General features: G+C 72.6%; 26 protein-coding genes. 20 read left to right on the top strand and 6 right to left on the bottom strand.

Annotated features, from left to right (window positions below; genetic code table 11):
* The first annotated feature begins 41 nt into the window (after positions 1–41).
* The 5 genes from VNM44_RS14270 to VNM44_RS14250 are packed head-to-tail and all read left to right on the top strand — an operon-like array spanning position 42 to position 4,282.
* Entirely contained in the window at positions 42–917 is an 876-nt protein-coding gene (locus VNM44_RS14270) for an ABC transporter permease (RefSeq protein WP_414652988.1), read from the top strand.
* Positions 914–1,939: an ABC transporter ATP-binding protein gene (locus tag VNM44_RS14265; protein ID WP_325626555.1), complete on the top strand. Its 1,026-nt coding sequence runs from the start codon at positions 914–916 to the stop codon at positions 1,937–1,939. Before VNM44_RS14270 ends, VNM44_RS14265 begins: the two co-directional genes overlap by 4 nt.
* Positions 1,908–2,909, top strand: coding sequence for an oligopeptide/dipeptide ABC transporter ATP-binding protein (locus tag VNM44_RS14260; RefSeq protein ID WP_325626554.1), 1,002 nt, complete (start codon positions 1,908–1,910; stop codon positions 2,907–2,909). Before VNM44_RS14265 ends, VNM44_RS14260 begins: the two co-directional genes overlap by 32 nt.
* A gap of 3 nt (positions 2,910–2,912) precedes the next feature.
* A complete protein-coding gene (locus tag VNM44_RS14255; RefSeq protein WP_325626553.1) occupies positions 2,913–3,674 on the top strand; it encodes an HpcH/HpaI aldolase family protein in 762 nt (253 codons plus the stop codon).
* 53 nt (positions 3,675–3,727) lie between these two features.
* Positions 3,728–4,282 carry an SRPBCC family protein gene (locus tag VNM44_RS14250; RefSeq protein WP_325626552.1) on the top strand — a complete coding sequence of 185 codons (555 nt, stop codon included), beginning with the start codon at positions 3,728–3,730 and terminating at the stop codon, positions 4,280–4,282.
* Between the two features lie 25 nt (positions 4,283–4,307).
* On the opposite strand, the gene VNM44_RS14245 is transcribed toward VNM44_RS14250, so the two are convergent.
* Positions 4,308–5,198 (bottom strand): DMT family transporter, encoded by an 891-nt coding sequence (locus tag VNM44_RS14245; RefSeq protein WP_325626551.1) that lies wholly within the window; start codon positions 5,196–5,198, stop codon positions 4,308–4,310.
* A gap of 44 nt (positions 5,199–5,242) precedes the next feature.
* Between VNM44_RS14245 and VNM44_RS14240 the strand changes: the two genes are divergently transcribed.
* From VNM44_RS14240 to VNM44_RS14215, 6 genes are all read left to right on the top strand, one after another.
* Positions 5,243–5,524 (top strand): hypothetical protein, encoded by a 282-nt coding sequence (locus VNM44_RS14240; RefSeq protein ID WP_325626550.1) that lies wholly within the window; start codon positions 5,243–5,245, stop codon positions 5,522–5,524.
* Positions 5,521–6,258, top strand: a complete 738-nt coding sequence (locus VNM44_RS14235) for an SDR family oxidoreductase (protein ID WP_325626549.1) — start codon at positions 5,521–5,523, stop codon at positions 6,256–6,258. The genes VNM44_RS14240 and VNM44_RS14235 overlap by 4 nt, the downstream gene beginning before the upstream one ends.
* Before the next feature lie 8 nt (positions 6,259–6,266).
* Entirely contained in the window at positions 6,267–6,890 is a 624-nt protein-coding gene (locus tag VNM44_RS14230; protein ID WP_325626548.1) for an HAD-IB family phosphatase, read from the top strand.
* A gap of 197 nt (positions 6,891–7,087) precedes the next feature.
* Complete coding sequence (locus tag VNM44_RS14225; RefSeq protein ID WP_325626547.1) at positions 7,088–8,083, top strand: GNAT family N-acetyltransferase; 996 nt, start codon at positions 7,088–7,090, stop codon at positions 8,081–8,083.
* A 9-nt stretch (positions 8,084–8,092) separates the two neighbouring features.
* Complete coding sequence (locus tag VNM44_RS14220) at positions 8,093–8,677, top strand: glutathione S-transferase family protein (RefSeq protein WP_325626546.1); 585 nt, start codon at positions 8,093–8,095, stop codon at positions 8,675–8,677.
* A gap of 103 nt (positions 8,678–8,780) precedes the next feature.
* Positions 8,781–9,161: a sulfurtransferase gene (locus VNM44_RS14215; protein WP_325626545.1), complete on the top strand. Its 381-nt coding sequence runs from the start codon at positions 8,781–8,783 to the stop codon at positions 9,159–9,161.
* Here the strand turns inward: VNM44_RS14215 and VNM44_RS14210 are convergent.
* The 4 genes from VNM44_RS14210 to VNM44_RS14195 all read right to left on the bottom strand — a co-directional run bounded on the left by VNM44_RS14210 (position 9,158) and on the right by VNM44_RS14195 (position 13,628).
* The gene (locus VNM44_RS14210) at positions 9,158–9,886 is read right to left on the bottom strand and encodes a type 1 glutamine amidotransferase (protein WP_325626544.1); all 729 of its coding nucleotides are present in this window, start codon (positions 9,884–9,886) and stop codon (positions 9,158–9,160) included. The two genes, VNM44_RS14215 and VNM44_RS14210, sit on opposite strands and share 4 nt — an antisense overlap.
* 82 nt (positions 9,887–9,968) lie before the next feature.
* Entirely contained in the window at positions 9,969–10,976 is a 1,008-nt protein-coding gene (locus VNM44_RS14205) for a hypothetical protein (RefSeq protein WP_325626543.1), read from the bottom strand.
* Positions 10,977–11,004: 28 nt separating this feature from the next.
* Entirely contained in the window at positions 11,005–12,210 is a 1,206-nt protein-coding gene (locus VNM44_RS14200; RefSeq protein WP_325626542.1) for an ABC transporter substrate-binding protein, read from the bottom strand.
* Positions 12,207–13,628: an alpha/beta fold hydrolase gene (locus VNM44_RS14195; RefSeq protein WP_325626541.1), complete on the bottom strand. Its 1,422-nt coding sequence runs from the start codon at positions 13,626–13,628 to the stop codon at positions 12,207–12,209. The genes VNM44_RS14200 and VNM44_RS14195 overlap by 4 nt, the downstream gene beginning before the upstream one ends.
* A gap of 60 nt (positions 13,629–13,688) precedes the next feature.
* Between VNM44_RS14195 and murI the strand changes: the two genes are divergently transcribed.
* Genes murI through VNM44_RS14180 form a run of 3 tightly spaced genes read left to right on the top strand, consistent with a single transcriptional unit; the run spans position 13,689 to position 15,821 of the window.
* Positions 13,689–14,510 carry a glutamate racemase gene (murI, locus tag VNM44_RS14190; protein WP_325626540.1) on the top strand — a complete coding sequence of 274 codons (822 nt, stop codon included), beginning with the start codon at positions 13,689–13,691 and terminating at the stop codon, positions 14,508–14,510.
* Positions 14,511–14,550: 40 nt separating this feature from the next.
* On the top strand, positions 14,551–15,267 hold the full coding sequence (rph, locus tag VNM44_RS14185; protein ID WP_349258047.1) for a ribonuclease PH: 717 nt from the start codon (positions 14,551–14,553) through the stop codon (positions 15,265–15,267).
* On the top strand, positions 15,267–15,821 hold the full coding sequence (locus tag VNM44_RS14180) for a non-canonical purine NTP pyrophosphatase (RefSeq protein ID WP_325626539.1): 555 nt from the start codon (positions 15,267–15,269) through the stop codon (positions 15,819–15,821). The genes rph and VNM44_RS14180 overlap by 1 nt, the downstream gene beginning before the upstream one ends.
* Positions 15,822–15,826: 5 nt before the next feature.
* Here VNM44_RS14180 and VNM44_RS14175 read toward each other — a convergent pair whose 3' ends face one another.
* A complete protein-coding gene (locus VNM44_RS14175; protein ID WP_325626538.1) occupies positions 15,827–16,648 on the bottom strand; it encodes a YihY/virulence factor BrkB family protein in 822 nt (273 codons plus the stop codon).
* 52 nt (positions 16,649–16,700) lie between these two features.
* Here VNM44_RS14175 and VNM44_RS14170 point away from each other — a divergent pair, with 52 nt between their 5' ends.
* The 6 genes from VNM44_RS14170 to pyrF all read left to right on the top strand — a co-directional run bounded on the left by VNM44_RS14170 (position 16,701) and on the right by pyrF (position 20,861).
* A complete protein-coding gene (locus VNM44_RS14170; protein WP_325626537.1) occupies positions 16,701–17,045 on the top strand; it encodes a hypothetical protein in 345 nt (114 codons plus the stop codon).
* Positions 17,042–17,218, top strand: coding sequence for a hypothetical protein (locus VNM44_RS14165; RefSeq protein ID WP_325626536.1), 177 nt, complete (start codon positions 17,042–17,044; stop codon positions 17,216–17,218). Before VNM44_RS14170 ends, VNM44_RS14165 begins: the two co-directional genes overlap by 4 nt.
* Complete coding sequence (gene pyrE / locus VNM44_RS14160; protein WP_325626535.1) at positions 17,215–17,778, top strand: orotate phosphoribosyltransferase; 564 nt, start codon at positions 17,215–17,217, stop codon at positions 17,776–17,778. Before VNM44_RS14165 ends, pyrE begins: the two co-directional genes overlap by 4 nt.
* Before the next feature lie 70 nt (positions 17,779–17,848).
* Positions 17,849–18,121, top strand: a complete 273-nt coding sequence (locus VNM44_RS14155) for an HU family DNA-binding protein (RefSeq protein ID WP_325626534.1) — start codon at positions 17,849–17,851, stop codon at positions 18,119–18,121.
* Between the two features lie 161 nt (positions 18,122–18,282).
* The gene (locus tag VNM44_RS14150) at positions 18,283–19,944 is read left to right on the top strand and encodes an exonuclease domain-containing protein (protein ID WP_325626533.1); all 1,662 of its coding nucleotides are present in this window, start codon (positions 18,283–18,285) and stop codon (positions 19,942–19,944) included.
* Complete coding sequence (gene pyrF / locus VNM44_RS14145) at positions 19,941–20,861, top strand: orotidine-5'-phosphate decarboxylase (protein WP_325626532.1); 921 nt, start codon at positions 19,941–19,943, stop codon at positions 20,859–20,861. The genes VNM44_RS14150 and pyrF overlap by 4 nt, the downstream gene beginning before the upstream one ends.
* Positions 20,862–20,865 lie beyond the last annotated feature (4 nt).

Raw genomic sequence — 20,865 nt, 5'->3', positions numbered from 1 at the left:
AGGAACTGCTCCGCGGTCGGCCCTACGCCGTGATCCGCGCGATGCGCAGCACGGTCACCGAGCTGTGGAGCGACAAGGCGGGGATGTTCGGCGTGCTCGTGATGCTCGTGATGTTCGCGATGGCGATCTTCGCTCCGCTCATCGCGCCGTACCCGCCCGACGCGCAGTCGCTCTTCGACCGCCTGCAGGGCCCGAGCTGGGACCATCCCATGGGCACCGACCAGCTGGGACGGGACGTGCTCTCGCGGGTCATCTACGGATCGCGCATCTCGCTCGAGGTCGGCCTTGCCGTGGTGGCGCTCGCGGGCACGTTCGGAGTCTTCATGGGCCTGGTCGCCGGCTACCGCGGCGGGCGGACGAGCTCGTTCATCATGCGCTGGGTCGACACGCAGGTCGCCTTCCCCGGGCTGCTGCTCGCGCTCATCATCCTCTCCGTCGTCCACCCGAGCCTGAAGGCGATCATCATCGTGCTCGCGATCAACGGCTGGATGGTCTACGCGCGCATCACCCGCGGGATCGTCCTCTCGACCCGGGAGCGCCCCTACGTCGAGGCCGCCGAGCTGGCAGGCTGCAAGTCCCGGCGCGTCATCTTCCGGCACATCCTCCCGAACCTCGCCTCGCCGCTCCTCACGCTCGCCGTGCTCGAGTTCGCCCGGATGGTGATCGCCGAGGCGGCGCTGTCGTTCCTCGGCCTCGGCACGCAGCCGCCCGCGGTCTCGTGGGGCCTCATGATCGCCGAGGGCCGCGACTACATCTCGAGCGCCTGGTGGGTGATCACGTTCCCGGGCATCGCCCTCTCGCTGACCGTGCTCGGGGCCAACCTGTTCGCGAGCTGGATGCGCATCACGGCCGACCCGCTCCAGCGGGAGCGGCGTTTCGCCCGGGCGGCGATGGATCCCTCGGCGGTCGCGCGATGAGCACCAACGGCACGCCCCTGCTCGAGGTTCGGTCCCTGCAGGTCCAGTTCTTCACCCGCGGCGGCACCGCGCACGCCGTGCGCGACGTCTCCTTCTCGATCCAGCCGGGCGAGACGCTCGGCCTCGTGGGCGAGTCGGGCTCCGGCAAGAGCGTGACGGCCTTCAGCATCCTCGGGCTGATCCAGCTGCCCGGCCGGATCACCGGCGGCGACGTGCGCTGGAAGGGCGAGTCGCTGCTCGGCGACGCGGGCGAGCGCCGTCTGCAACGGATCCGAGGCAAGGAGCTGGCTGTCGTCTTCCAGGACCCGATGACGTCGCTGAACCCGCTGTTCACGGTCGAGAAGCAGATCGGCGAGGTTCTGCGCCTGCACCGGGGCATGTCGCGCGGCGAGGCTCACGAGCGGGTCGCCGAGTTGCTCGACCTCGTCGGGATTCCCTCTCCGCGGGCGAAGGCCAAGGCGTACCCGCACGAGCTCTCGGGCGGGCAGCGCCAGCGCGTCATGATCGCGATGGCCCTCGCGGGCGAGCCGGAGCTTCTGATCGCCGACGAGCCGACGACGGCGCTCGATGTGACGATCCAGGCGCAGATCCTCGAGCTCATCGCAGGGCTCCAGCAGCAGCTCGGTCTGGCCGTGCTCCTGATCACGCACGATCTCGGCGTCGTCGCCGAGGTCTGCTCGCGCGTCGCTGTGATGTACGGCGGCAAGATCATGGAGACGGGAACGGCCTTCGATCTGTTCGAGCGTCCTGGCCATCCGTACACGAAGGGTCTCCTGAGCTCGACGCCACGCCTCGACATCGTGCTGCCACGACTCGTTGGGATCGAGGGGGTGCCGCCGGACCTGATCACGCCGCCCGTCGGCTGCCCCTTCGAAGCCCGCTGCCCCATCCGGATCGATCGCTGTGTCGACGAGATGCCGCCCCTCGAGCGGCACGAGCAAGGAAGGGAGGTGGCGTGCTGGCGTGCCTTCGACATCCTCGACAGCGAATTTGCAGGGCGCGTCGAGCGGCAACGGCTCTGAGCCGCTCGTCCGCGTCGACGACCTGACCGTCCGCTTCCCCGCAGGCCGCGCCGGCTTCTGGGGGCAGGAGAAGTTGTTCCTGCACGCGGTCGAGGGCGTGTCGTTCGAGATCGAGCGCGGCGAGACGCTCGGGCTCGTCGGCGAGTCCGGCTGCGGGAAGTCGACGACCGCGCGGGCGATCCTGCGCCGCGTCCCGCTCACCAGCGGGCGGATCCGGTTCGCCGGTCAGGACATCACCGAGGTCGAGGGGGAGACCCTTCGTCAGCTGCGCAAGGGCATGCAGCTCGTGTTCCAGGATCCGTACGCGAGCCTCAACCCGCGGCTGCGGGTGCTGGAGATCATCGCGGAGCCCCTCCTCGTCCACGGGGAGATCAAGAAGCTCCGCGAGGCCGAGGATCGCGTGGCCGAGCTGCTCGAGCTCGTCGGCCTGCCGCCCGAGTACATGTTCCGCTACCCGCACGCCTTCAGCGGCGGCCAGCGGCAGCGGATCAACATCGCGCGCGCGCTGAGCCTCGAGCCGGACTTCGTGGTCGCCGACGAGCCCGTGTCCGCCCTCGACGTCTCGATCCGAGCGCAGGTCGTCAATCTGCTGCAGGACATCCAGGAGCGTCTCGGCATCACGTATCTCTTCATCGGCCACGACCTCTCCGTCGTGCGCCACATCTCCCACCGGATCGCCGTCATGTACGCGGGAAAGATCGTCGAGGTCGGGACGCGCGACGAGATCTACGAGAACCCCAAGCACCCCTACACGCAGGCGCTGCTCTCGGCCGTCCCGATTCCCGACCCGAGAATCGAGGCGACGCGCAAGCGCATCTCGATCAGCGGGGCCTTTCCCGATCTCCTGCGTCCTCCAGGCGGCTGCCGCTTCCACACCAGGTGCCCGATCGCCGTGGAGCGCTGCAGCGACGAGGAGCCCCCGCTCGAGTCGAAGAACGGCGCCCATCGCGCGGCGTGCTGGCTGACCTGACGCATGCCGGCCCGTGACACCAAGGAACGGCTTCGCGCCGGGGAGCTCCTCTACGGCTGTTTCGTCCGCTACCCCGATCCGGGCCTGGCCGAGCTGCTCGCGCTGCAGGGCTTCGACTTCCTCGTCCTGGACGGCGAGCACGGGACGATGGAGCCGCGGGACTGCGAGAACATGGTGCGCGGGACGGATGTTCGCGGCGTGCCCGCGCTCGTCCGGGTGCCCGCGAACGAGCCGGCCGTGATCCTCCGGTTCATGGACACGGGCGCGCTCGGTGTCCACGTGCCGCTCGTCTCGTCGGCCGACGACGCGGAGCGCGCCGTTCGCGCGGTCAAGTACGGGCCGCGCGGGACACGCGGGCTGACCGGCGTGCGCGCGGCCGCCTACGGCCAGCGCGAGTCGCTCGCCGAGTACGTCGAGCGCGCGAACGCGGAGACGCTCGTCGTCGTCCAGATCGAGACTCGCGCTGCCCTCGAGCAGGTCGCCGAGATCGCCGCCGTCGATGGCGTCGACGTCGTCTTCGTCGGCCCCACCGACCTGTCGCACTCGCTCGGCGTCCCGGGGCAGACCTCGCACCCCGTGGTCGTGGAGGCGTACGGGGCGATCGTCGAGGGCGTCCAAGGGTCGGCCGCCGCGCTCGGCGTGCTCGTCGCCGACGAGGCGGGCGCCCGGGCCTGGCGCGAGCGTGGGGCGCGCTACATCGCGGTCACCGTCGACTCGCTCGTCACCCGCAGCGCGCGAGGGCTCCTCGCGGCGGTGCGCGAGTGAGTCGCCGGCCGACGTCCCCGCTCCACCGCGTCCCCCCGTCCTAGGAGGAAGAGGTGCGAATAGAGAGCTCGTTCGAGGTGCCCGCCGACCGCTCGGCCGCGTGGGCGCTGCTGATGGACGTCCGCCGCGTCGTCCCTTGCATGCCGGGCGCGGAGCTCGTCGAGGAGGTCGACGAGTCGAACTGGAAGGCCAACATGAACGTGAAGATGGGGCCGATCGCCCTGACGTTCGCCACGGACGTGCGGCGCGAGGAGGCCGACGAGGACGCGGGGCGCGTCCTCCTGTCGGCCAAGGCGCGCGAGATCCGGGGCCGGGGCGCCGCGCAGGCCACCATCGAGTCGAGGCTCGCCGCCGCCGACGGCGGAACGAGCATCGGGGTCGTCACGGACCTCGCCCTGTCCGGGGCCGTCGCGCGCTACGGCCGCGGCATCGTCCTCGACGTCACCGAGCAGCTCGTCACGCAGTTCGCGGACGGGCTGCGGGCCGAGCTCGAGGGCCAGGAGGCCGGGCGTCCCCAGGACGCCCGACAGGCGAAGCCGGTCTCGGGTCTCCGGCTCGTGCTCCACGCCCTCTGGGGCTCGATCACGCGGCCGTTTCGCCGAGGTTGACAGAGAGGCGATACGAGCGACGAGGCTACTCCGAGGGCGGCGCCGTGACCCGTCGCCGGCGCGCGACCAAGATGCCCGCGGCGATCAGCACGCCGCCCGCCAGCTCGAGTGCGTCGAGTTTCTCCGACAGGAGCACGACGGCGATCGCGGCCGCGAGGAAGGGCTGCAGGTTTGCGGCGAGCGTCGCGCGCGCCGGCCCGATCCGGTCGAGCGAGCGGAACCAGAGCTCGTTCGTCAGGACCAGTGGCCCGAGCGTCGCGAACACGAAGAGCGCCCACACCTCCCAGCCGAGGTGCCAGTCCTGGTCGGAGAGCTGCGGTAGCCCCGTCAGCGCGATCGGCACCCACGCGGCGCCGAGAACGACGGCGCTGATGCGCGTCGCCGAGTAGCGCCGCATGAGCGGCGTCACGAGCATCGAGTAGCCGGCCCACGTCGCGGCCGTCAGCACGCCGAGCAGGACGCCGCCGAGGTCGCCCGAGAGCGCGCCGCCCGCGCCGAGCGCGACGAGCGCGACGCCCGCGAAGGAGCAGAGCGCACCGGCCCAGAAGCGCGACGGGAGGGACTCGGTGCCGAGCAGCAGCCCGGCGAGGGCCGCGAAGATCGGCGTCGCGCCGAGGATCAGCCCGAGCACCGACGCGGACGACCGGTCGAGCGCGTAGACGAACCCGATCTGGTTCAGGTAGACGAACGCGGCCGCGGCCGCCACGATCCCGAGGTCGGCGCGGCGGATGCGGAGCGACCGCTCGAGGACGAGCGTGAGCACGACGAAGACGAGGACGGCGAAGCCGTACCGCACCGTCGCGTAGGCAAGCGGCAGGAAGCCGTGCGTGAGGATGTAGCGGCTGACGGTCAGGTTCAGCGACCAGAGCCCGATCGTCACGAGCAGCATCACCTCGACGCTCGACGGCCGGCGCATGGGCGCGACGCTAGCTGCGTGTCCGCGGTTAGGCTTCGCGCCCGATGGCCGAGCCGACCTTCGACGACATCGACGCCCTCGTCGGCCCCGCGACGCCTCACTTCGCGTACCAGATCAGGGCGCGTGTGCGCGAGGCGATCGAGGGACTGCCCGACGACGATCCCGTCCGCCGCTACGGCGAGGAGAAGATCGAGCTGCTCGACCGGCTCGGCCACGCGTCGACGAAGGCGGAGAACTCGGAGCCCGAGTCGCGCGAGCGGATCGGCTGGGGGGAGATTCCCTCCTCCGCGACGGCCTCGGACCCGCTCCCGCGCCGCCAGACGTGAACTCGCGGGGGGCCCGCGTCCTCGTCACCGGAGGGTCGCGCGGCATCGGTAAGGCGATCGCGCTCCGGCTCGCACGCGAGGGCGCGTCGACCGTCGCGATCGGCTACTTCCGCTCGGACGAGGCGGCCGAGGAGACGGCCGGCGAGCTGCGCGAGCTCGGGGCCGAGCCGGTCCTGATCCGTGGCAACGTCACCTCGTCGCGCGTCGCAGAGCAGGTCGCGGCGCTCGGCCCGCTGGACGTGTTCGTCCACAACGCCGCAACCGGGGTCATCCGCCCCGCGCTCGAGACCGAGGACAAGCACTGGGACTGGACGCTGAACGCGAACGCGCGGGCTCTTCTCGGGCTGACACGCGTCGCGGCCCCGTCGATGCCCGCGGGATCCTCGATCGTCGCGATCTCGAGCCTCGGGTCGGTGCGCGTGCTCGAGAACTACTCGCTCGTCGGGACGTCGAAGGCGGCGCTCGAAGCGCTCGTGCGTTACCTCGCGGTCGAGCTCGCTCCGCGCGGGATCCGCGTCAACGCCGTCTCGGCGGGCGTCGTCGAGACGGGTGCGCTCCACCATTTCCCGAACCGGGAGGAGATGCTCGCGTCCGGCGCGGGAAACCCGGCGGGCCGGCTCGTCACGCCCGACGACGTGGCCGGCCTCGTCTCGTTCCTCTGCTCCCCGGACGCCGAGATGATCCGCGGGCAGACGGTCGTTGTCGACGGCGGCTGGTCGCTCCCCGCCGACTGACGCCGCTCGTGTCGGATCACAAGCGTCGTCCCGCGGTCGTCCTCGATTGGGATGGGACCGTGACGGAGCGGGACGGATTGCACATGGCGATCGAGCGCTTCGGCGACCTCGACGTGTTCTCCGCGCTCGAGCTGGAGCTCGGGCGGACGATGACGCTCGACGAGGTGATCGCCGAGGAGATGGCGACGATCACGGCGCCGTTCGAGGAGGTGCGCGACTGGCTCGTCGCGCAGGTCCGCGTCCGACCGGGGTTCCGCGAGCTCGTGGCGGCATACGACCCGCTGATCGTCTCCTCGGGCTTCCACGAGCTGATCGAGCCCGTGCTCGAGCGCGAGGGGGTCGCCGCGCGCGTCGCGGCGAACCACGTGACGGCCGACCCGGCGGGCTGGCGCACCTCCTTCGCCGAGGGCCCGGTCTGCGACGTCTGTGGCGAGCGGTGCAAGCGGAGCGCCGTCGCGGGGCTTCGGAGCTTCGCCTACGCGGGCGACGGCTACTCGGACCGCTGCGTCGCACTCGCAGCCGAGCTCCGCTTCGCGCGGGACGGGCTCGCCGCCTGGCTCGACGAGCAGGGCGTCGCCTACGAGCCGTTCGACGACCTGCACGACGTGCAGGCCGTGCTCGTGACCGCGTAGCGCTACCCGGGCGGCGCGATGTCGCCGGTCGTCACCGCCGTGCCCGGGCCACGATGGCGGCGGCGGGCTCGAGAAACGCGCGCAGAAGAGAATGCCGGCGACGGCCGAGGGGGATGACCGCCGCCGGGCTCCTCCAAGCATAGATCCCACGTCGCGCCTCGGGAAGGCGTCTTTGTCCTGCGGTTAGCATCGGGCGCGTGAACGTTCGCGCCGCGACCTCCGCCGACGTTCCGGTCCTCGAGGCGCTCTGGCGCGCCTTCGAGGGCGAGGTGCCGCCGCCGGCTCACGTCGAGCTCGACCTCGCACGCGAGCTCGCGGAGCTCCGGGAGGCCGTCGACGACGGGCTCGCCTTCGTCGCCGAGGTCGACGGCGAGGCCGTGGGCTTTGCCCTCGCGCGGCGCACCGGCTCGCGCCTCGCGCGCCTGACCGATCTCTACGTCGTGCCGGAGGCCCGTCGCGGGGGCGTCGCCGCCGCGCTGGTGCACGCAGTCGTGGAGGCGGTGGCCCCGCAGGGCATCGAGCACCTCGATCTCGAAGTGACGGCGGCGAACGCCGGCGCGCGCGCGGTCTACCACCGCTGGGGCTTCGGCGAGGACGTCGTCGTCCTCGTGGCCCCCGTGACGGCGCTCCGCGAGCGCCTCGCGCCGGGCCGGCACGCCGTGTCGTTCGCCTCGATTCACGTCCAGACCGACGCCGTCGGAGACGTCGAGCGCGCCGCACGCGCCTTCGCTCCCCGGATCGGCTCGTCCGGCTCGCGGGTCGAGGGGCCGCGGAACGGCTGGGTAGCCGTCTACGACCCCGTGATCGACGAGGATCCGACGGCGCTCGTCCGTTACGCGCGTGAAGTGTCCTCGCGCATGGGGACGATCGTCGTCGCCCTGTCGCTCGAGGTGGACGAGGTCGTGCGAATGGTGGCGCTCGACCGCGGCGGGATCGTGGACGAGTACCTCTCGGTGCCCGAGTTCTACGGCCCGCTCGCGCCCGGCGACGTGATCGGCCTCGCTGCGAACCCCACGGTCCTCGCACGCCTCACAGGAGCCGACCCACAGCGCGTTCGCGCCGCTGCGCCCAATGCCGCGGCACCGGCCGACCTGCCGCCCGCCCGCGAGATCCTCTCGGAGCTCGCTGCCGTGCTCGGCCTCGAGGGCGCCGACCACGGCCACACGACGCCCGACGGCTCGTCGGCCGGGTAGCCTCGAAAGGTGCTCACGCTCTACGACGCGCCGCGTTGCCCCTACTGCGCGCGCGTGCGCATCGTGCTCGCCGAGAAGGGCGTGCCGTACGAGACGGTCGTCGTCGATCTCTCCGACCGGCCCGCCTGGCTGCTCGAGCACAACCCGCCCGACGGCCGCGTCCCCGTCCTCGAGGAGGACGGCTGGGTGTTGCCGGAATCGGCCGTCGTCGACGAGTACCTCGAGGAGCGCTATCCGGAGCCGCCGCTCCTCCCCGTCGATGCCGGCGAGCGCGCCGCGGCGCGGCTCGTGATCTCCCGCTTCGACGCCCTCGGCAAGCCGTACTACGCGCTGCGCCGCGAGGAGGCCGGCGCGGCGGGGCGGGTCGAGCACGCGCTCGAGGGGCTCGATGCGCTCCTGCGAGCAGCCCCCTTTCTCACGGGCCGCGCCTTCGGTCTCGCCGACATCTCGTATCTCCCGTGGCTCCTGCGGATGCGCGACCTGATGGGGCTCTCGCTCGACCGCCACGCAGCGCTCGTGCGCTGGCTCGAGACGTGCTGCGAGCGGCCCTCCGTGGCCGCAGAGGTCGAGACCGTCGCATCGCTCGCTGCATGACCAATATTCGCGTTTGGCTCCTGTTCGCGGCGGCCATGTTCCCCCGGCGTGCCCCCTTCTTCTGGAGATCGTGGGGAACCTCCCGGTTCCCCTTGGTCGGCCGATGAGCGACGTCACGACCGATGAGCTTTCGCGGCGGCTCGGCGAGCCGGGGCTCGTGGTCCTCGACGTGCGGCGTCCCGAGGAGTTCACGGGAGCACTGGTCGCTCCCTGCGACCCGCGGCCGGGCCGGATTCCCGGCGCGCGGAGCCTCGAGGTCTCCCTCCTGCTCGACTGCCGTGACGTCGGTGCGGTGCGCGACCTCGTCGGCGAGCCCGAGGGGACCGAGGTGGTCGCCTACTGCCACTCCGGGAGCCGCTCCGCGATGGCCGTTCAGGTGCTCGTCGCGGCCGGGTACGACGCCCGGAACTACGTCGGCTCCTGGCACGAGTGGTCGCGCGACGCAGCGCTCCCGGCCGAGACCGGGCCACCGGCTCAGAGCTAGCGGCGCGCGGCTTCTGGCTCGCGCGAGGCCAGGCGCTGCGCCTCGTCGAGGAACGCCGTCGAAAGGGCGTGGCCGTGCTCGTTCCAGCGGCCGAGGAGACGGTCGGTCTCGGCCCTGATCTCGTCGATCGGCTTCGGGAGCTCGGAGGCTCCCTCGCGGAACCAGCGGTCGAGCATCCTCCGGTCGACCTCCGCGTGGAACTGGATTCCCCACGCGCGCTCGCCGAGCCGGTACGCCTGGCGCACGGCCTCGCTCCTCGCCAGCTCGACGGCACCGTCGGGCAGCTCGAACGTGTAGTAGTGCCACTGGAAGGCGTCGACGCGCCGCGGCAGGGCGCGGAGGACGGGGTCCGCGGCTCCCTCGTCGTTCACCTCGACGGAGAACCAGCCGACCTCCGCCGCCGCGGCCGGCCCGACCCATGCGCCGGCCGCGCGCGCGAGGAGCTGCGCGCCGAGGCACACGCCGATCGTCGGCACGCCCTGAGCGACCGCCCGCTCGATGAACGCCACCTCGTCCTGGAGCCACGGGTGCTCCGCATCCTGGTCGGGGTGCATCGCGCCGCCGAAGACCATCACCGCCTCCCAGCGCGTCGGGTCGCCGGGCGCTGCGTCGCCCTCGGCGACGACCCAGCGGTCGAGGTGGTCGCCCCGCTCGACGACGACCCGCTCGAAGAGCCCTCCGCCGCCGGTGACGGCGGGGTCGTGGACGATCGAGAGGACGCGCATCCCGGCGACTGTAGCGAGGGCCCGCGGGGGACTGTCCCCCTCCCGGGGGGACAGTCCCCTCAGACCTGCGAGTGAGACCCGCCTAGCGGATCCGGACGGCGCCCGACGTCGCGGTGAAGCCGCTCACCGTCGCGTTGACGCACGGCACGCCGAGCGAGCCGAACTGGCCGCACACCGCCGGCGCGTCGTGGCCCGCAACGACTGCGCGCGCGCGGAACGTCGTGGCCTTCGACTTCTTCGGCACCGCGTAGGTGAACGCGCCGTTCGCCCTGGCTGAGACCGTGGCGAGGCGCTTCGTCCCGGCGAGGATCGTCACCTTGGTCGCGACGCCCGCACCGGCCTGCGTGACGCGGCCGGAGAGCCGCTTGACGCCCTTCACCTTGCGGCCCGAGAGCGTGATCCCGCCGGGCGCGATCGCGGCCGGCGACGCCACCGTGGCGGCGGCGTTGACCGTGCCGACGCCTGCGTTCCACGGTGTCCAGAACGCGACCCAGGCGCCCTGGGCGATGGGCCCGATGACGCCGTTGAGCGTCAGGTCGGCGCTCAGGAACTTCGCGCCGAACGTGGCGCCGACGGGAGCGGGGAGGTCGGGCGGCGGGAGGCAGAACACGAGCTGCGCCGCGCCGAGCGCGGCCTGCGGCCCGCTCGTCGGGATGATGTAGGCGGGCAGGTTGATCGTCTGCCCCGCGGCCTGGAGGACGAGCATCAGCGTCGCCTGCGGCGTCGCGGGCCCGATGCAGCCCGTCTGCGAGGCGGCCGGGACCGAGCCCGGAGGCGCGACGACGATGTCGCCCGCGAGCGGCAGCAGTGCGCCGCCGAGCGCGAGCGCGCTCACCTGGGCCTTGGCGGTGCCGACCTTCGTGCCGGGGGCCGCGGTCGTGGTGAGCGCGGTGCCGGTCGGGATGACGATCGCCGCGCGGGCGGTCGCGTCGTTGTCGACGGACGCCGAGGCGACGATCCGCGTGACGTTGCCCGCGGCGTACGACACCGAGAGCTTCGGCGACGTGTAGGCCGCGGTCGCCACCGCCGCGAGCGCGAGCGCCGCGAGCGCCGCGACCGCGACGATCGCGGTGCGTGTCCGGTTCCTCATCGTGGGTGTTCCCTCCTTGGTGGGTGACTCATCGTGCGGGGAAGGGCCCTGCCGTACGGACCCACTGGCGGTTGTCGTAGCGGTACAGGTAGACGGTGTCGAGCGGGAATGCGTCCTTCGCCGACGTGTGCAGGCGTGTCCCCGGGAGCAGGAACGGGTTCGCGGTCGTGTCGAGGCTCCGCGCCGCCCGAAGGAGCCCGGCGCGCGTGAGGTTCTTGCCCGCGCGCTTCAGCGTGTCGACCATCGTCCACGCGACGGTCATGCCGTACCAGTTGTAGACGTCGGTCCACTTGGCCGACGGGGCGAACCGCTCGAGGATCGACTTGTAGAGCGCGACCGCCGGGTCCTTGCGCCAGATCGGGTCGTTGGGGTTCTTCACGAACGCGATCGCGCGCGCGCCGAGTGTCAGATCGGGTGCGTTCGCGCGGGCGATCGCCATGATCGTCGGCTCGATCGACACGGACGCGAGGTAGAGCTGCGGCTTCCACGCGAGCTTCTTCGCGGCGACGATCGCCTGGATCATGAACTTCGGCGTCGCGAAGAGCATCAGCGTGTCCGCGCCGGAACCCTTGAGCTTCGCGATCTGCGAGACGACGTCGGTCGTCGTAAGCTCGTACGGCTCGGAGGCGACGATCTTCGGCCCGTTGCCGGCGACCGCGCGCGAGAGGCCGCGGGCCATGTCCTTGCCGAGCTCGGTGTTCTCGAACAGCACCGCGACCTTCGCCTTCGGCCGGGTCTTGACGAGATCGCGGCCGAGCACAGCGCCCTCGCCGCGGTAGCTCGGCAGGAAGCCGACCGTCCAGGGGTAGCGGGCGGAGGCACCGCCGAGCGCCTGCGAACCGTCGCCCGAGAAGAGCTGCGGCACCTTCTGCGCGTTCAGGTACTCCCGGATCGCGAGGTTGTTCGCCGTCCCGATCGCGTCGAAGATCGCAAAGACCTTGTCCTGCTCGACGAGCTTGCGCGTCAGCTGGACGGTCTGGGCCGGGTTGTACGCGTCGTCGTAGTAGCGGTACTCGATCTTCCGGCCGTTGACGCCGCCCTTCGAGTTGACGTAGTCGAAGTAGGCCTTCGCACCCGGTCCGACCGTGCCGAACGCGGCCGCCTCGCCCGAGAGCGGCACCGTGCCGCCGATCAGCACCGTCGTCGGCGTGACGCCGGGGTCGGCGCTCGTGGCGGCGCCCGCCGCGGAGACGGCGACGAGCGCCGCGGCAGCGACGGCGAGTGCGCGCCTCATCGGGAAACCGGCGTCGCCAGCTGCGGAAGCCGCAGCGAGCCGCCGGCGACCGCAAGCCGCGCGGTCGACGGGAAGGGCAGGTCGAGGTAGAGCAGGTTTCCTGGGCTCTGTGCGAGCGACGACGAGCCGACCGTGACGGTCAGCCGCGAGCCCTTGGGCAGGAACGTCGCCTGGTTGCCGAGCGCGATCCGGTAGGTGCGCTTTCCGGCCGTGGCCGGAACGCCGCCGCCGGCGACGACGATCTCCTTGCCGGCCGGCGTCCGCGCGCTGAGCACGGCGACGACCCGCGACCAGCCGCCGGTGGCGCTCGCGGTGACGCTCACGACCGGCGAGCCGAAGACCTCGGTGGGCCGGGCGAGCTTCCGCAGCGCAACCTGGTAGCGGCCCGACTGGGTGAACGACGCGCGCTTCGCGAACGGCGTCGCCTTCGGCGTGACGACCTTCGGCAGGCCTGCGAAGCGCACCGGCGTTCCCTTCCAGCTCTCGGGCGAGATCGCGACCGGCTTCGGCAGCGGCGCCGCGGTGTCGCCACGGAGGAAGCGATCGAACCAGCGGGCTCCCTCGGCGAGCATCGCGGGCGTGTCGGCCGCGACGCCCGACGACGGCGCGTGGCCCGAGAGGCCGAACCAGAGCTGCTTCGGGCCCGCGAGCGCGCGGTAGGCGGCGAGCGCGTGCTCCATTCCGAAGGCGAAGTCGCGTCGGCCCTGCATCATGAACACCGGCGTCTTGACCCCCTTGAGCGCGGGCAGCGACGAGCGAGCAGCGGCGAACGGCCGCACGGTCGCGAGGTTCCCCGCGAACGCCGCGTCGCGGAGCGCGAACACCTCGGGATCGACGCGTTTCGGGTCGAGCGAGCCGAGGAAGCCGGCGATGACGCCGCTCTTCGCAAGCCCCTGCGGCACGAGCGCGTCGGCGAGGTCGGTCCAGCTCATCGAGATCTCGAGCGCGGCCCACGGCACGCCCGCGACGAGCGAGTTCCAGGCGCCGCCGCCGCCGTACGAGACGCCCCAGCCGCCGATCCGCGTGTCCGAGACGTCCGGTCGGTTGCGGAGCCAGGCGAAGACCGCCTTCACGTCGGCGATCTCCTTCGGGCCGTCGATCCCGATCAGCCCACCGGACTCGCCGTGCCCGCGTGCGTCGTAGGCGAGCACGGCGTAGCGCTCGCCGATTCCCATCCCCTGGGCGACCGCGAGTGTCGAAGAGCGGTTGCCGCCGAGGCCGTGCATGAAGATCACCGCGGGCCAGCCGCCCTGCGGGACGGCGCCGTCGGGGAGGGTGAAGGTCGCGGCGAGCGCGGTTCCGTCCGCCGAGGCGATCGTCACGTCCTGGCGGCTCGAGGCGAGCGCCGGCGCGGACGCGAGCAGCGCTGCGACCGTCGCGAGCAGGACGAGCAGGACGCCTCTGCCGAAGCCCGACACGGCGGCCAGGGTAGCCCACACATGTGAGCGATCCGGAAGGTCGCCGTATCATCCCGGCCGATGGACGGCCGGCCGATCGGCGTGTTCGACTCCGGGGTGGGCGGGCTGACCGTCCTCCACGAGCTGCTCGTGACGCTGCCGCACGAGGACGCGGTCTATCTCGGCGACAACGCACGGCTGCCGTACGGCCCCCGTCCGCTCGACGAGGTGCGCAGCTTCGCGCTCGAGATCGGCGCTCGCCTCGAGGAGGAGGGGGTGAAGCTCGTCGTCGTCGCGTGCAACTCGGCGACCGCGGCGGGGCTGCCGGACCTCCAGCGGGCGCTCCGTGTCCCCGTCGTCGGGGTGCTCCAGCCCGAGGCGCACGCGGCGGCGCTCGCGACGCGCAACCGGCGCGTGGGGCTGCTCGCAACCGAGGCGACCGTCGCGAGCCGCCGCTACGAGGAGCTCGTCCACGCGTACGACGCCGGGGTCGAGGTGATCTCCGTGCCGGCGCCGCGGCTCGTCCCGCTCATCGAGGGGCCCGATCCCTTCGGCGAGGAGACGACCGAGGCGGTGCGGGAGGTCGCGGCTCCGCTCAAGGAGGCCGGCGTCGACACGGTGATCCTCGGCTGCACCCACTACCCGATCGTCCGTCCGGTCTTCCAGCGCGCGTTCGGCCGCTCCGTGACCCTCGTCTTCTCGGCCGACGAGACGGCCCGCGAGGTCGCAGAGACGCTCGCGCGGAAGGGCATCGAGAACGACGAGAGCCGGGAGGGAGCCGTACGGTTCCTGACCACGGGCGATCCGGACGATTTCGCCGAGATGGGAAAGCGCTTCCTGCAACTGCCCGTGCGGCACGTCGAACGCGTCACGCTCGCCGGCGTCGCGCCGCAGGCGGCATGATCCCGCCCGAACGCCGCCCACGCCGAAGGAGGACGACGCCCTGACACGCCACGATGGACGCAGGCCCGACGAGCTCCGCGAGCTCGATCTCCAGCCGGACTTCCTCGAGCAGCCCCACGGGTCGGTCCTCTACGCGCAGGGGCGCACCGTCGTCCTCTGTACCGCGACGGTCGACGAGGACATCCCCCGCTGGCTTCGCGGCAAGGGTCAGGGATGGATGACCGCCGAGTACTCGCTGCTTCCCGCCTCGACGGGCGAGCGCACCCAGCGCGCCGTCTCGCGCGGGCGTCCCGACGGCAGGACGGTGGAGATCCAGCGGCTCATCGGACGCGCGCTGCGGAGTGTCTGCGACTTCAAGGCGCTCGGCGAACGGACGCTCTGGCTCGACTGCGACGTGCTCCAGGCCGACGGCGGGACGCGCTGCGCTGCGATCACCGGCGCCTACGTCGCCGCGTACCGCGCCCTGGACCGCTTCGGGCTGACGAAGGCGCTCCCGTCGTCCGTCGCCGCAGTCTCGGTCGGTGTGGTGAACGGCGAGCCGGTGCTCGACCTCGACTACGTCGAGGACTCATCCGCCGAGACGGACATGAACGTCGTCATGGCCGCCGACGGCCGGCTCGTCGAGGTGCAGGCGACCGCCGAGAAGGAGCCCTTCACGCGCGAGCTCCTCGACCGGCTGCTCGACCTCGCAGCGGGAGGCATCGCCGAGCTCGAGGCGGCGCAGCGGAGCGCCTGCGAGGCCGCCTCGCTGCTGTAGTGCGGCTCGTCCTCGCCTCGGGGAACCCGCACAAGCTCGCGGAGCTCCGCCGCGCCCTTCCCACGCTCGAGGTCGACGCGCTCGATCGCGACGACGCCCCGGACGAGGACGGCGCGACGTTCCAGGAGAACGCGCGGATCAAGGCACGCTGGGGTCGGCGGCATGCGCCGCCGGACGCCTGGGCGGTCGGCGAGGACTCGGGCATCGAGGCGAGCGCGCTCGACGGCGGCCCGGGGGTACGCACGGCGCGCTGGGCGGCCGGCGACCCCGTCGGGCGGATGCTGGCGGCCCTCGCGGGCGCGGACGACCGCGGCGCGAGGTACGTCTGTGTGATGGTCGCGATCGCTCCCGACGGGCGCGAGGCTGTCGCCGAGGGGACGCTCGAGGGCTCGATCGCGCGCGAGGCGTCGGGCGGGGAGGGCTTCGGCTTCGACCCGGTGTTCGTCCCCGCCGGCGAGACCGAGACGGTCGCTGTCCTCGGCGACGAGTGGAAGCGCGCCCACTCGCACCGTGCGCGCGCGGCCGCCGCGCTCCGAGCGCTTCTGGCGCCCTGACGCAGTCAGGCGGCGCGCCTCGGCTCCACCGTTCGTCCGGTCACCCCGTAGGCCAGCACGTAGTTGAGCGCCGCCCCGAAGACGATCACGTTCGCCATCACGTACAGCCACACGAGGAGCAGGAACGTCGTGCCGAGCGTCTGCAGCGCGACCACGTCCGACGAGAACGAGACGAAGAGCGGCAGCGCCTGCAGCGTCCCCACCAGGACGATCGCGCCGAGGGTCGCGCCGGGGAGCACCTCTCGGTGCGTCAGCCGCGCGTTCGGAAGGCGGTAGTACGCCGACTGGAGGAACGCGAACAGCGCGAGGCCCGAGGACAGGAGCGTGAGCGCGAGGGCGACCCACTGGTTCGAGACCACGTCCGTCGCGTAGCGGCGCAGGAGGTCGTAGCCGAACGTCCCGAGCGTGAGACCCGCGAAGAGGACGACCAGCGCCGCGCTCATGTAGATGCTCGCAAGGGCCTTCCCGCGCAGGAACGACCGATTCGGCCGGCCGTAGAGGATGTTGAAGGCCGACTCGAGCGCCGAGAAGAGCGACACCGAGCTCCAGAGCAGGGCGACGGCGCCGACCACGGACAGTGTCGTGGCGTTCCGCTGCACCGCGTCGACGACCTTGACGATCGACTCGACCGACTGGTCGGGGAAGACGTCCTCGAGGTAGGAGACGAGCGCGCTCGACTGGTCGGCCTGGTCGAGGAAGCCGAGCACGGAGAGCGCGAGGAAGATCAACGGCACGAACGAGGCCAGCGCGAAGTACGCGACCATCGCCGCGAGGTGTGTTCCGCGCTCGGAGAAGAACCGGTCGAAGGTCGCGCCGATGGCCCGCACGGAAGGATGGTGCCGTACGCCCAGGCGGGCTTTGGTAGCTTCCGGCGCCGGCATGGACGCGTCCGCCGCCCTCTCGGAGCTCGTCGAGCTCTCCACCCAGGTCGTCGAGGTCGTGATCGCCGACGCCGGGGGAGAGGTCGAAGCAGCCCGGACCTCGGGCGACGACCGCGCGCGCGAGCTCGCCACGGTCGGCGAGGCGCTCCTCGCGGAGGCTGCCGTGGTCCGGCCGGGCCAGGCGGTCGAGCGCGTCCACGTCGACCTCGAGCGAGGCTCCGTCGTCGTCGTGCGCGACGGCGAGCGGTCGATCACAGCGACGACGGTGCCTGAGCCGACGGCGGGGCTCGTCGCCTTCGACCTGCGAACCGTGCTCCGTCGCCTCGGCGGAGCGGTTGCATGAGGCTTCTCCTGCTCGCGGCGGCCACGGTCGTCGCCTACGTCCTCCTCCGGCGCCGTCGCGACGACCGGCTCCGCGTCGTCGTCGTTTGGGAAGACGGCTCGGAGCTCGAGCTCCGTCCGGGCACGCCGGAACGCGACCGCCTCGTCGAGGTCGGAGGAAGGGCGCTCCCGTGACGACCGTGGTCGACGAGCTCGGCCACCGCCTCCTCGACGTCGCGCTGCTCGAGGGCGACTTCACGCTCCGCTCGGGCAAGCGCTCGCGCTGGTACCTCGACAAGTACCGCTTCGAGACGGATCCTGCGTTGCTCCGCGAGCTCGGTGAGCGTCTCGCGGCCGCCGTCAAGGACGTCGAGCCGGAGGCCGTGAAGCTCGGAGGGCCCGCTCTCGGGGCGGTCGCGCTGGCCGCATCGGCGGCCATGGCGTCCGGCCTGCCGTTCATCATCGTGCGCGGTGAAGCCAAGGAATACGCCACCGGGAACCGCATCGAAGGGCCACACGAGCCTGGCGAGCTCGTGTGCCTCGTCGAGGACGTCGTCACGTCGGGCGGCGCCCTCTGCGAGGCGGTGGAGGCCGTTCGCGCGGCCGGGCTCGTCGTACGGCACGCCGTGTGCGTCGTCGATCGCGAGGAGGGCGGCACCGACGCTCTCGCGCGACTCGGCGTGCGGCTCGCCTCGCTCTACCGGGCGACCGAGCTGCTCGAGGCGCGGGAGCAGGGGATGAACCCGCATGGTTGAGCCGAATCCGCCCGCGCTATAGGCTCGGGCGGGGAAAAACAACAGGACCATCGACCCAGGGAGGACGAACGTGACCAAGCAGGAGTTCGTGGATGCCGTCGCCGACAAGGCGGGCCTGACGAAGCGCGACGCCGGATCGGCGGTCGACGCGGCCCTCGGCGTGATCGAGAGCACCTTGCAGAACGGCGACTCCATCACGTTCACCGGCTTCGGCAAGTTCCACGTGACGCGGCGTGCCGCCCGCCAGGGCGTGAACCCCCGCACCGGTGAGAAGGTGCAGATCCAGGCCGCCAACGTCCCGAAGTTCTCGGCCGGCTCGCAGCTGAAGAAGGCCGTGAACTAGACCTGCTTGCGGACGGGAAATCCGCCGAGCGGATTTCCCGTCCGCGGCCCGCCTCGTGGCGGGCAGATCCCTGAAGGCGGCCGCTGTGGCGGCCGCAACCGCACCGCGAGGCGTCGCCCGACGCTTGAAAAGCGAACGTATGTTCGCTTACGATCTCTTCCGTGCAGCTCTCGTTCGACGCGGCGGATCGGCTCGTGGAGCTCGTCGAGGCGCGGCGGGGGCCGGTTCCGGCAGAGGAGGCGGCTCGGGTGCTGTTCGCGCTCGCGAGCGCGCCGGCCGCGCTCGCGCGCTCGCTGCTCGACGACGTCGTCACGGGCGACGCCCGCCTCGCGTGGCGTGGAACCTCGGTCGGGCTTGCCGCCCCGCCGGGCGCGGACGTCGAGCTCGAGCATGCCCACTTCGTCGTCGTCGACCTCGAGACGACGGGGCTGTCGCCGCGCACCTCGCGGATCTGCGAGATCGGCGCCCAGCGGGTGCGCGCGCTCGAGCTCGAGGACGCCTTCGAGACGCTCGTCGACCCCCGCGTGCGGCTCCCTCCCGCGGTGACCTCGCTGACCGGAATCCGGCAAGAGACGCTCCGGGGCGCGCCGCGTGTCGAGCTCGCGATCCGGCGACTGCTCGCGTTCACCGGTGACGCGGCCCTCGTCGCGCACAACGCGCGCTTCGACCTCGCCTTCCTGGACCGTGAGGTGGAGCTGCTCACGGGACGGCGGATCGCTTCGCCGGTCGTCGACACCGTCTGGCTCGCCCGGCGCCTGCTGGGCGAACGCACGCGTCGGGTCGGGCTCGCCTCGCTCGCACACTTCTTCGGCGTTGCGACCGAGCCCTGCCATCGCGCGCTGCCCGACGCCCGCGCGACCGCGGAGATCCTGGTCGTTCTCGTCGGCCTCGCCCAGGAGCGGGGCGCCCGGACGCTCGCCGATCTCGTCGAGCTCGCCGCGCCGCGCGCACGGCGACTCCATGTCAAGCGCTCGCTCGTCGCCGACGCGCCGAGACGCCCGGGCGTCTACGTCTTCCGCGGCGCCGGCGGGCTCGCCCTCTACGTCGGACGCGCGCGAGACCTGCGCGCGAGACTGCGGTCGTATTTCGCCGGCGGTCGCCAGCGGCCCTCCGTCGAGGCCGCTCTGGCTGCGCTCGAGCGGGTCGAATGGCGAGAGACGGGCTCGGAGCTCGAGGCGGCGCTCGAGGAGCTACGGCTGCTCCGCGAGCTCCGTCCTCCCGCCAACGCCCGTGGCACACGGCCCGACCGCCATGTCTACCTCCGCCGGCGCGCCGGCCGCTGGACCGTCACCGTCGAGCCGACCTGGCTCGGCCCGCTCGCGGGCCGACGGCTCGCGCGCGCGGCGGCTCGTGCGCTCGACGGCCACGAGTCCGACGACGTCGCCGCCGCCCTGCCCGTCCTCCGGGCGCGGCTGCGCCGGCTCGGCGGTGAGCTCCGCTTCGAGGATGCCGCGCGCCTGCGCGACCGGATCGCGGGCCTCGAGGAGGCGATCGACGCGCTGCGCGAGCTCGAGCGGCTGCGCTCGCTCTCGGCCTGCATCGTCGTCCCGGCCCGGCAACCCGGCTTCGTGCGCGCGCACGCGATCACAGGCGGCCGCGTGGCCGCGGTGCGCCTCGTCCCCCGCGGGGGCGGCTCGGTGGGCGAGATCGCCGCGCTCGTCGGCGAGGCGCTCCGCGCAGAGCGCTCGATCGCGCCCGAGGACGCCGACGAGCTGCGGCTCGTCGGCTCGTTCCTGCGCCGCCCGCCGCCCGAGCTGCGGGTGACGCGGCTCGATCCCGGCGCGATCCGCGCCGCGATCGACGGGATACCCTTGGCCGCGTGACGAGCGACGCCGCAGGCGCTCCGACCCCGTTCGCCGATCGCCTCGCCGACGTCGTGGAGCGGAAGCGCTCCCAGCTCGTCGTGGGCCTCGACCCCGTCGTCGATCTGCTGCCGGTCGAGCTCCGGGGCGAGGCGGCCGAGGGCCGCGCGGCGGCGGCGGGTGCGGTCGAGCGCTTCTGCAGAGGAATCGTCGACGCCGTTGCGCCGTACGTCGTCGCGATCAAGCCGCAGGCCGCCTTCTTCGAGGCGCTCGGGAGCGACGGCTGGCGGGCCCTCGAGCACGTCTCGCGCTACGCGCGCGAGGCGGGGCTCCTAGTGATCGCCGATGCGAAGCGCTGTGACATCGGGTCGACGGCACGGGCGTACGCGGCCGCGTTCCTCGAGCCGCGAGACGGCGGCCCTCCGCTCGCCGACGCTCTCACCGTCGGCCCATACCTCGGTCGCGACTCGGTCGACCCTTTCCTCGCCGCCTGCCGTCGAGACGGCGCAGGGCTGTTCCTGCTCGTGCGCACGTCCAACGCGGGCGCCGCCGAGCTCCAGGACGCCGTCCTCGCGGACGGGCGACCGGTCTGGCGCCACATCGCCCAGCTCGTCGACGAGTGGGGCGAGGAGCTCGTCGGCGCCTGCGGCCTCTCGAGCGTCGGAGCCGTGGTCGGCGCCACCGTGCCTCGCATCGTCGGCGAGGCGCGCCGGGAGATGCCCCGTGCGATCATCCTCCTCCCGGGCGTGGGCGCCCAGGGCGCCACTCCGGCCGACGTCGCCCGCGCGTTCACGAGCGGGCCGTCGAGCGCTGTCGTCAACGCGTCGCGCTCGGTCATCTACGCCTACCGCGACGCGCCGCAGGACGACTGGCGCGCCGCGGCCGGTGCGGAGGCCGCGCGGCTGCAGGCGGCGGTGTGGGCGGCGGCCGGCTGGTGAGCGT

The sequence above is a fragment of the Gaiella sp. genome (assembly GCF_035558935.1).
Taxonomy (GTDB): Bacteria; Actinomycetota; Thermoleophilia; order Gaiellales; family Gaiellaceae; genus Gaiella.
Note: the sequence above shows the minus strand (reverse complement) of the source record. Positions and strands in the feature narration are given on the sequence as shown.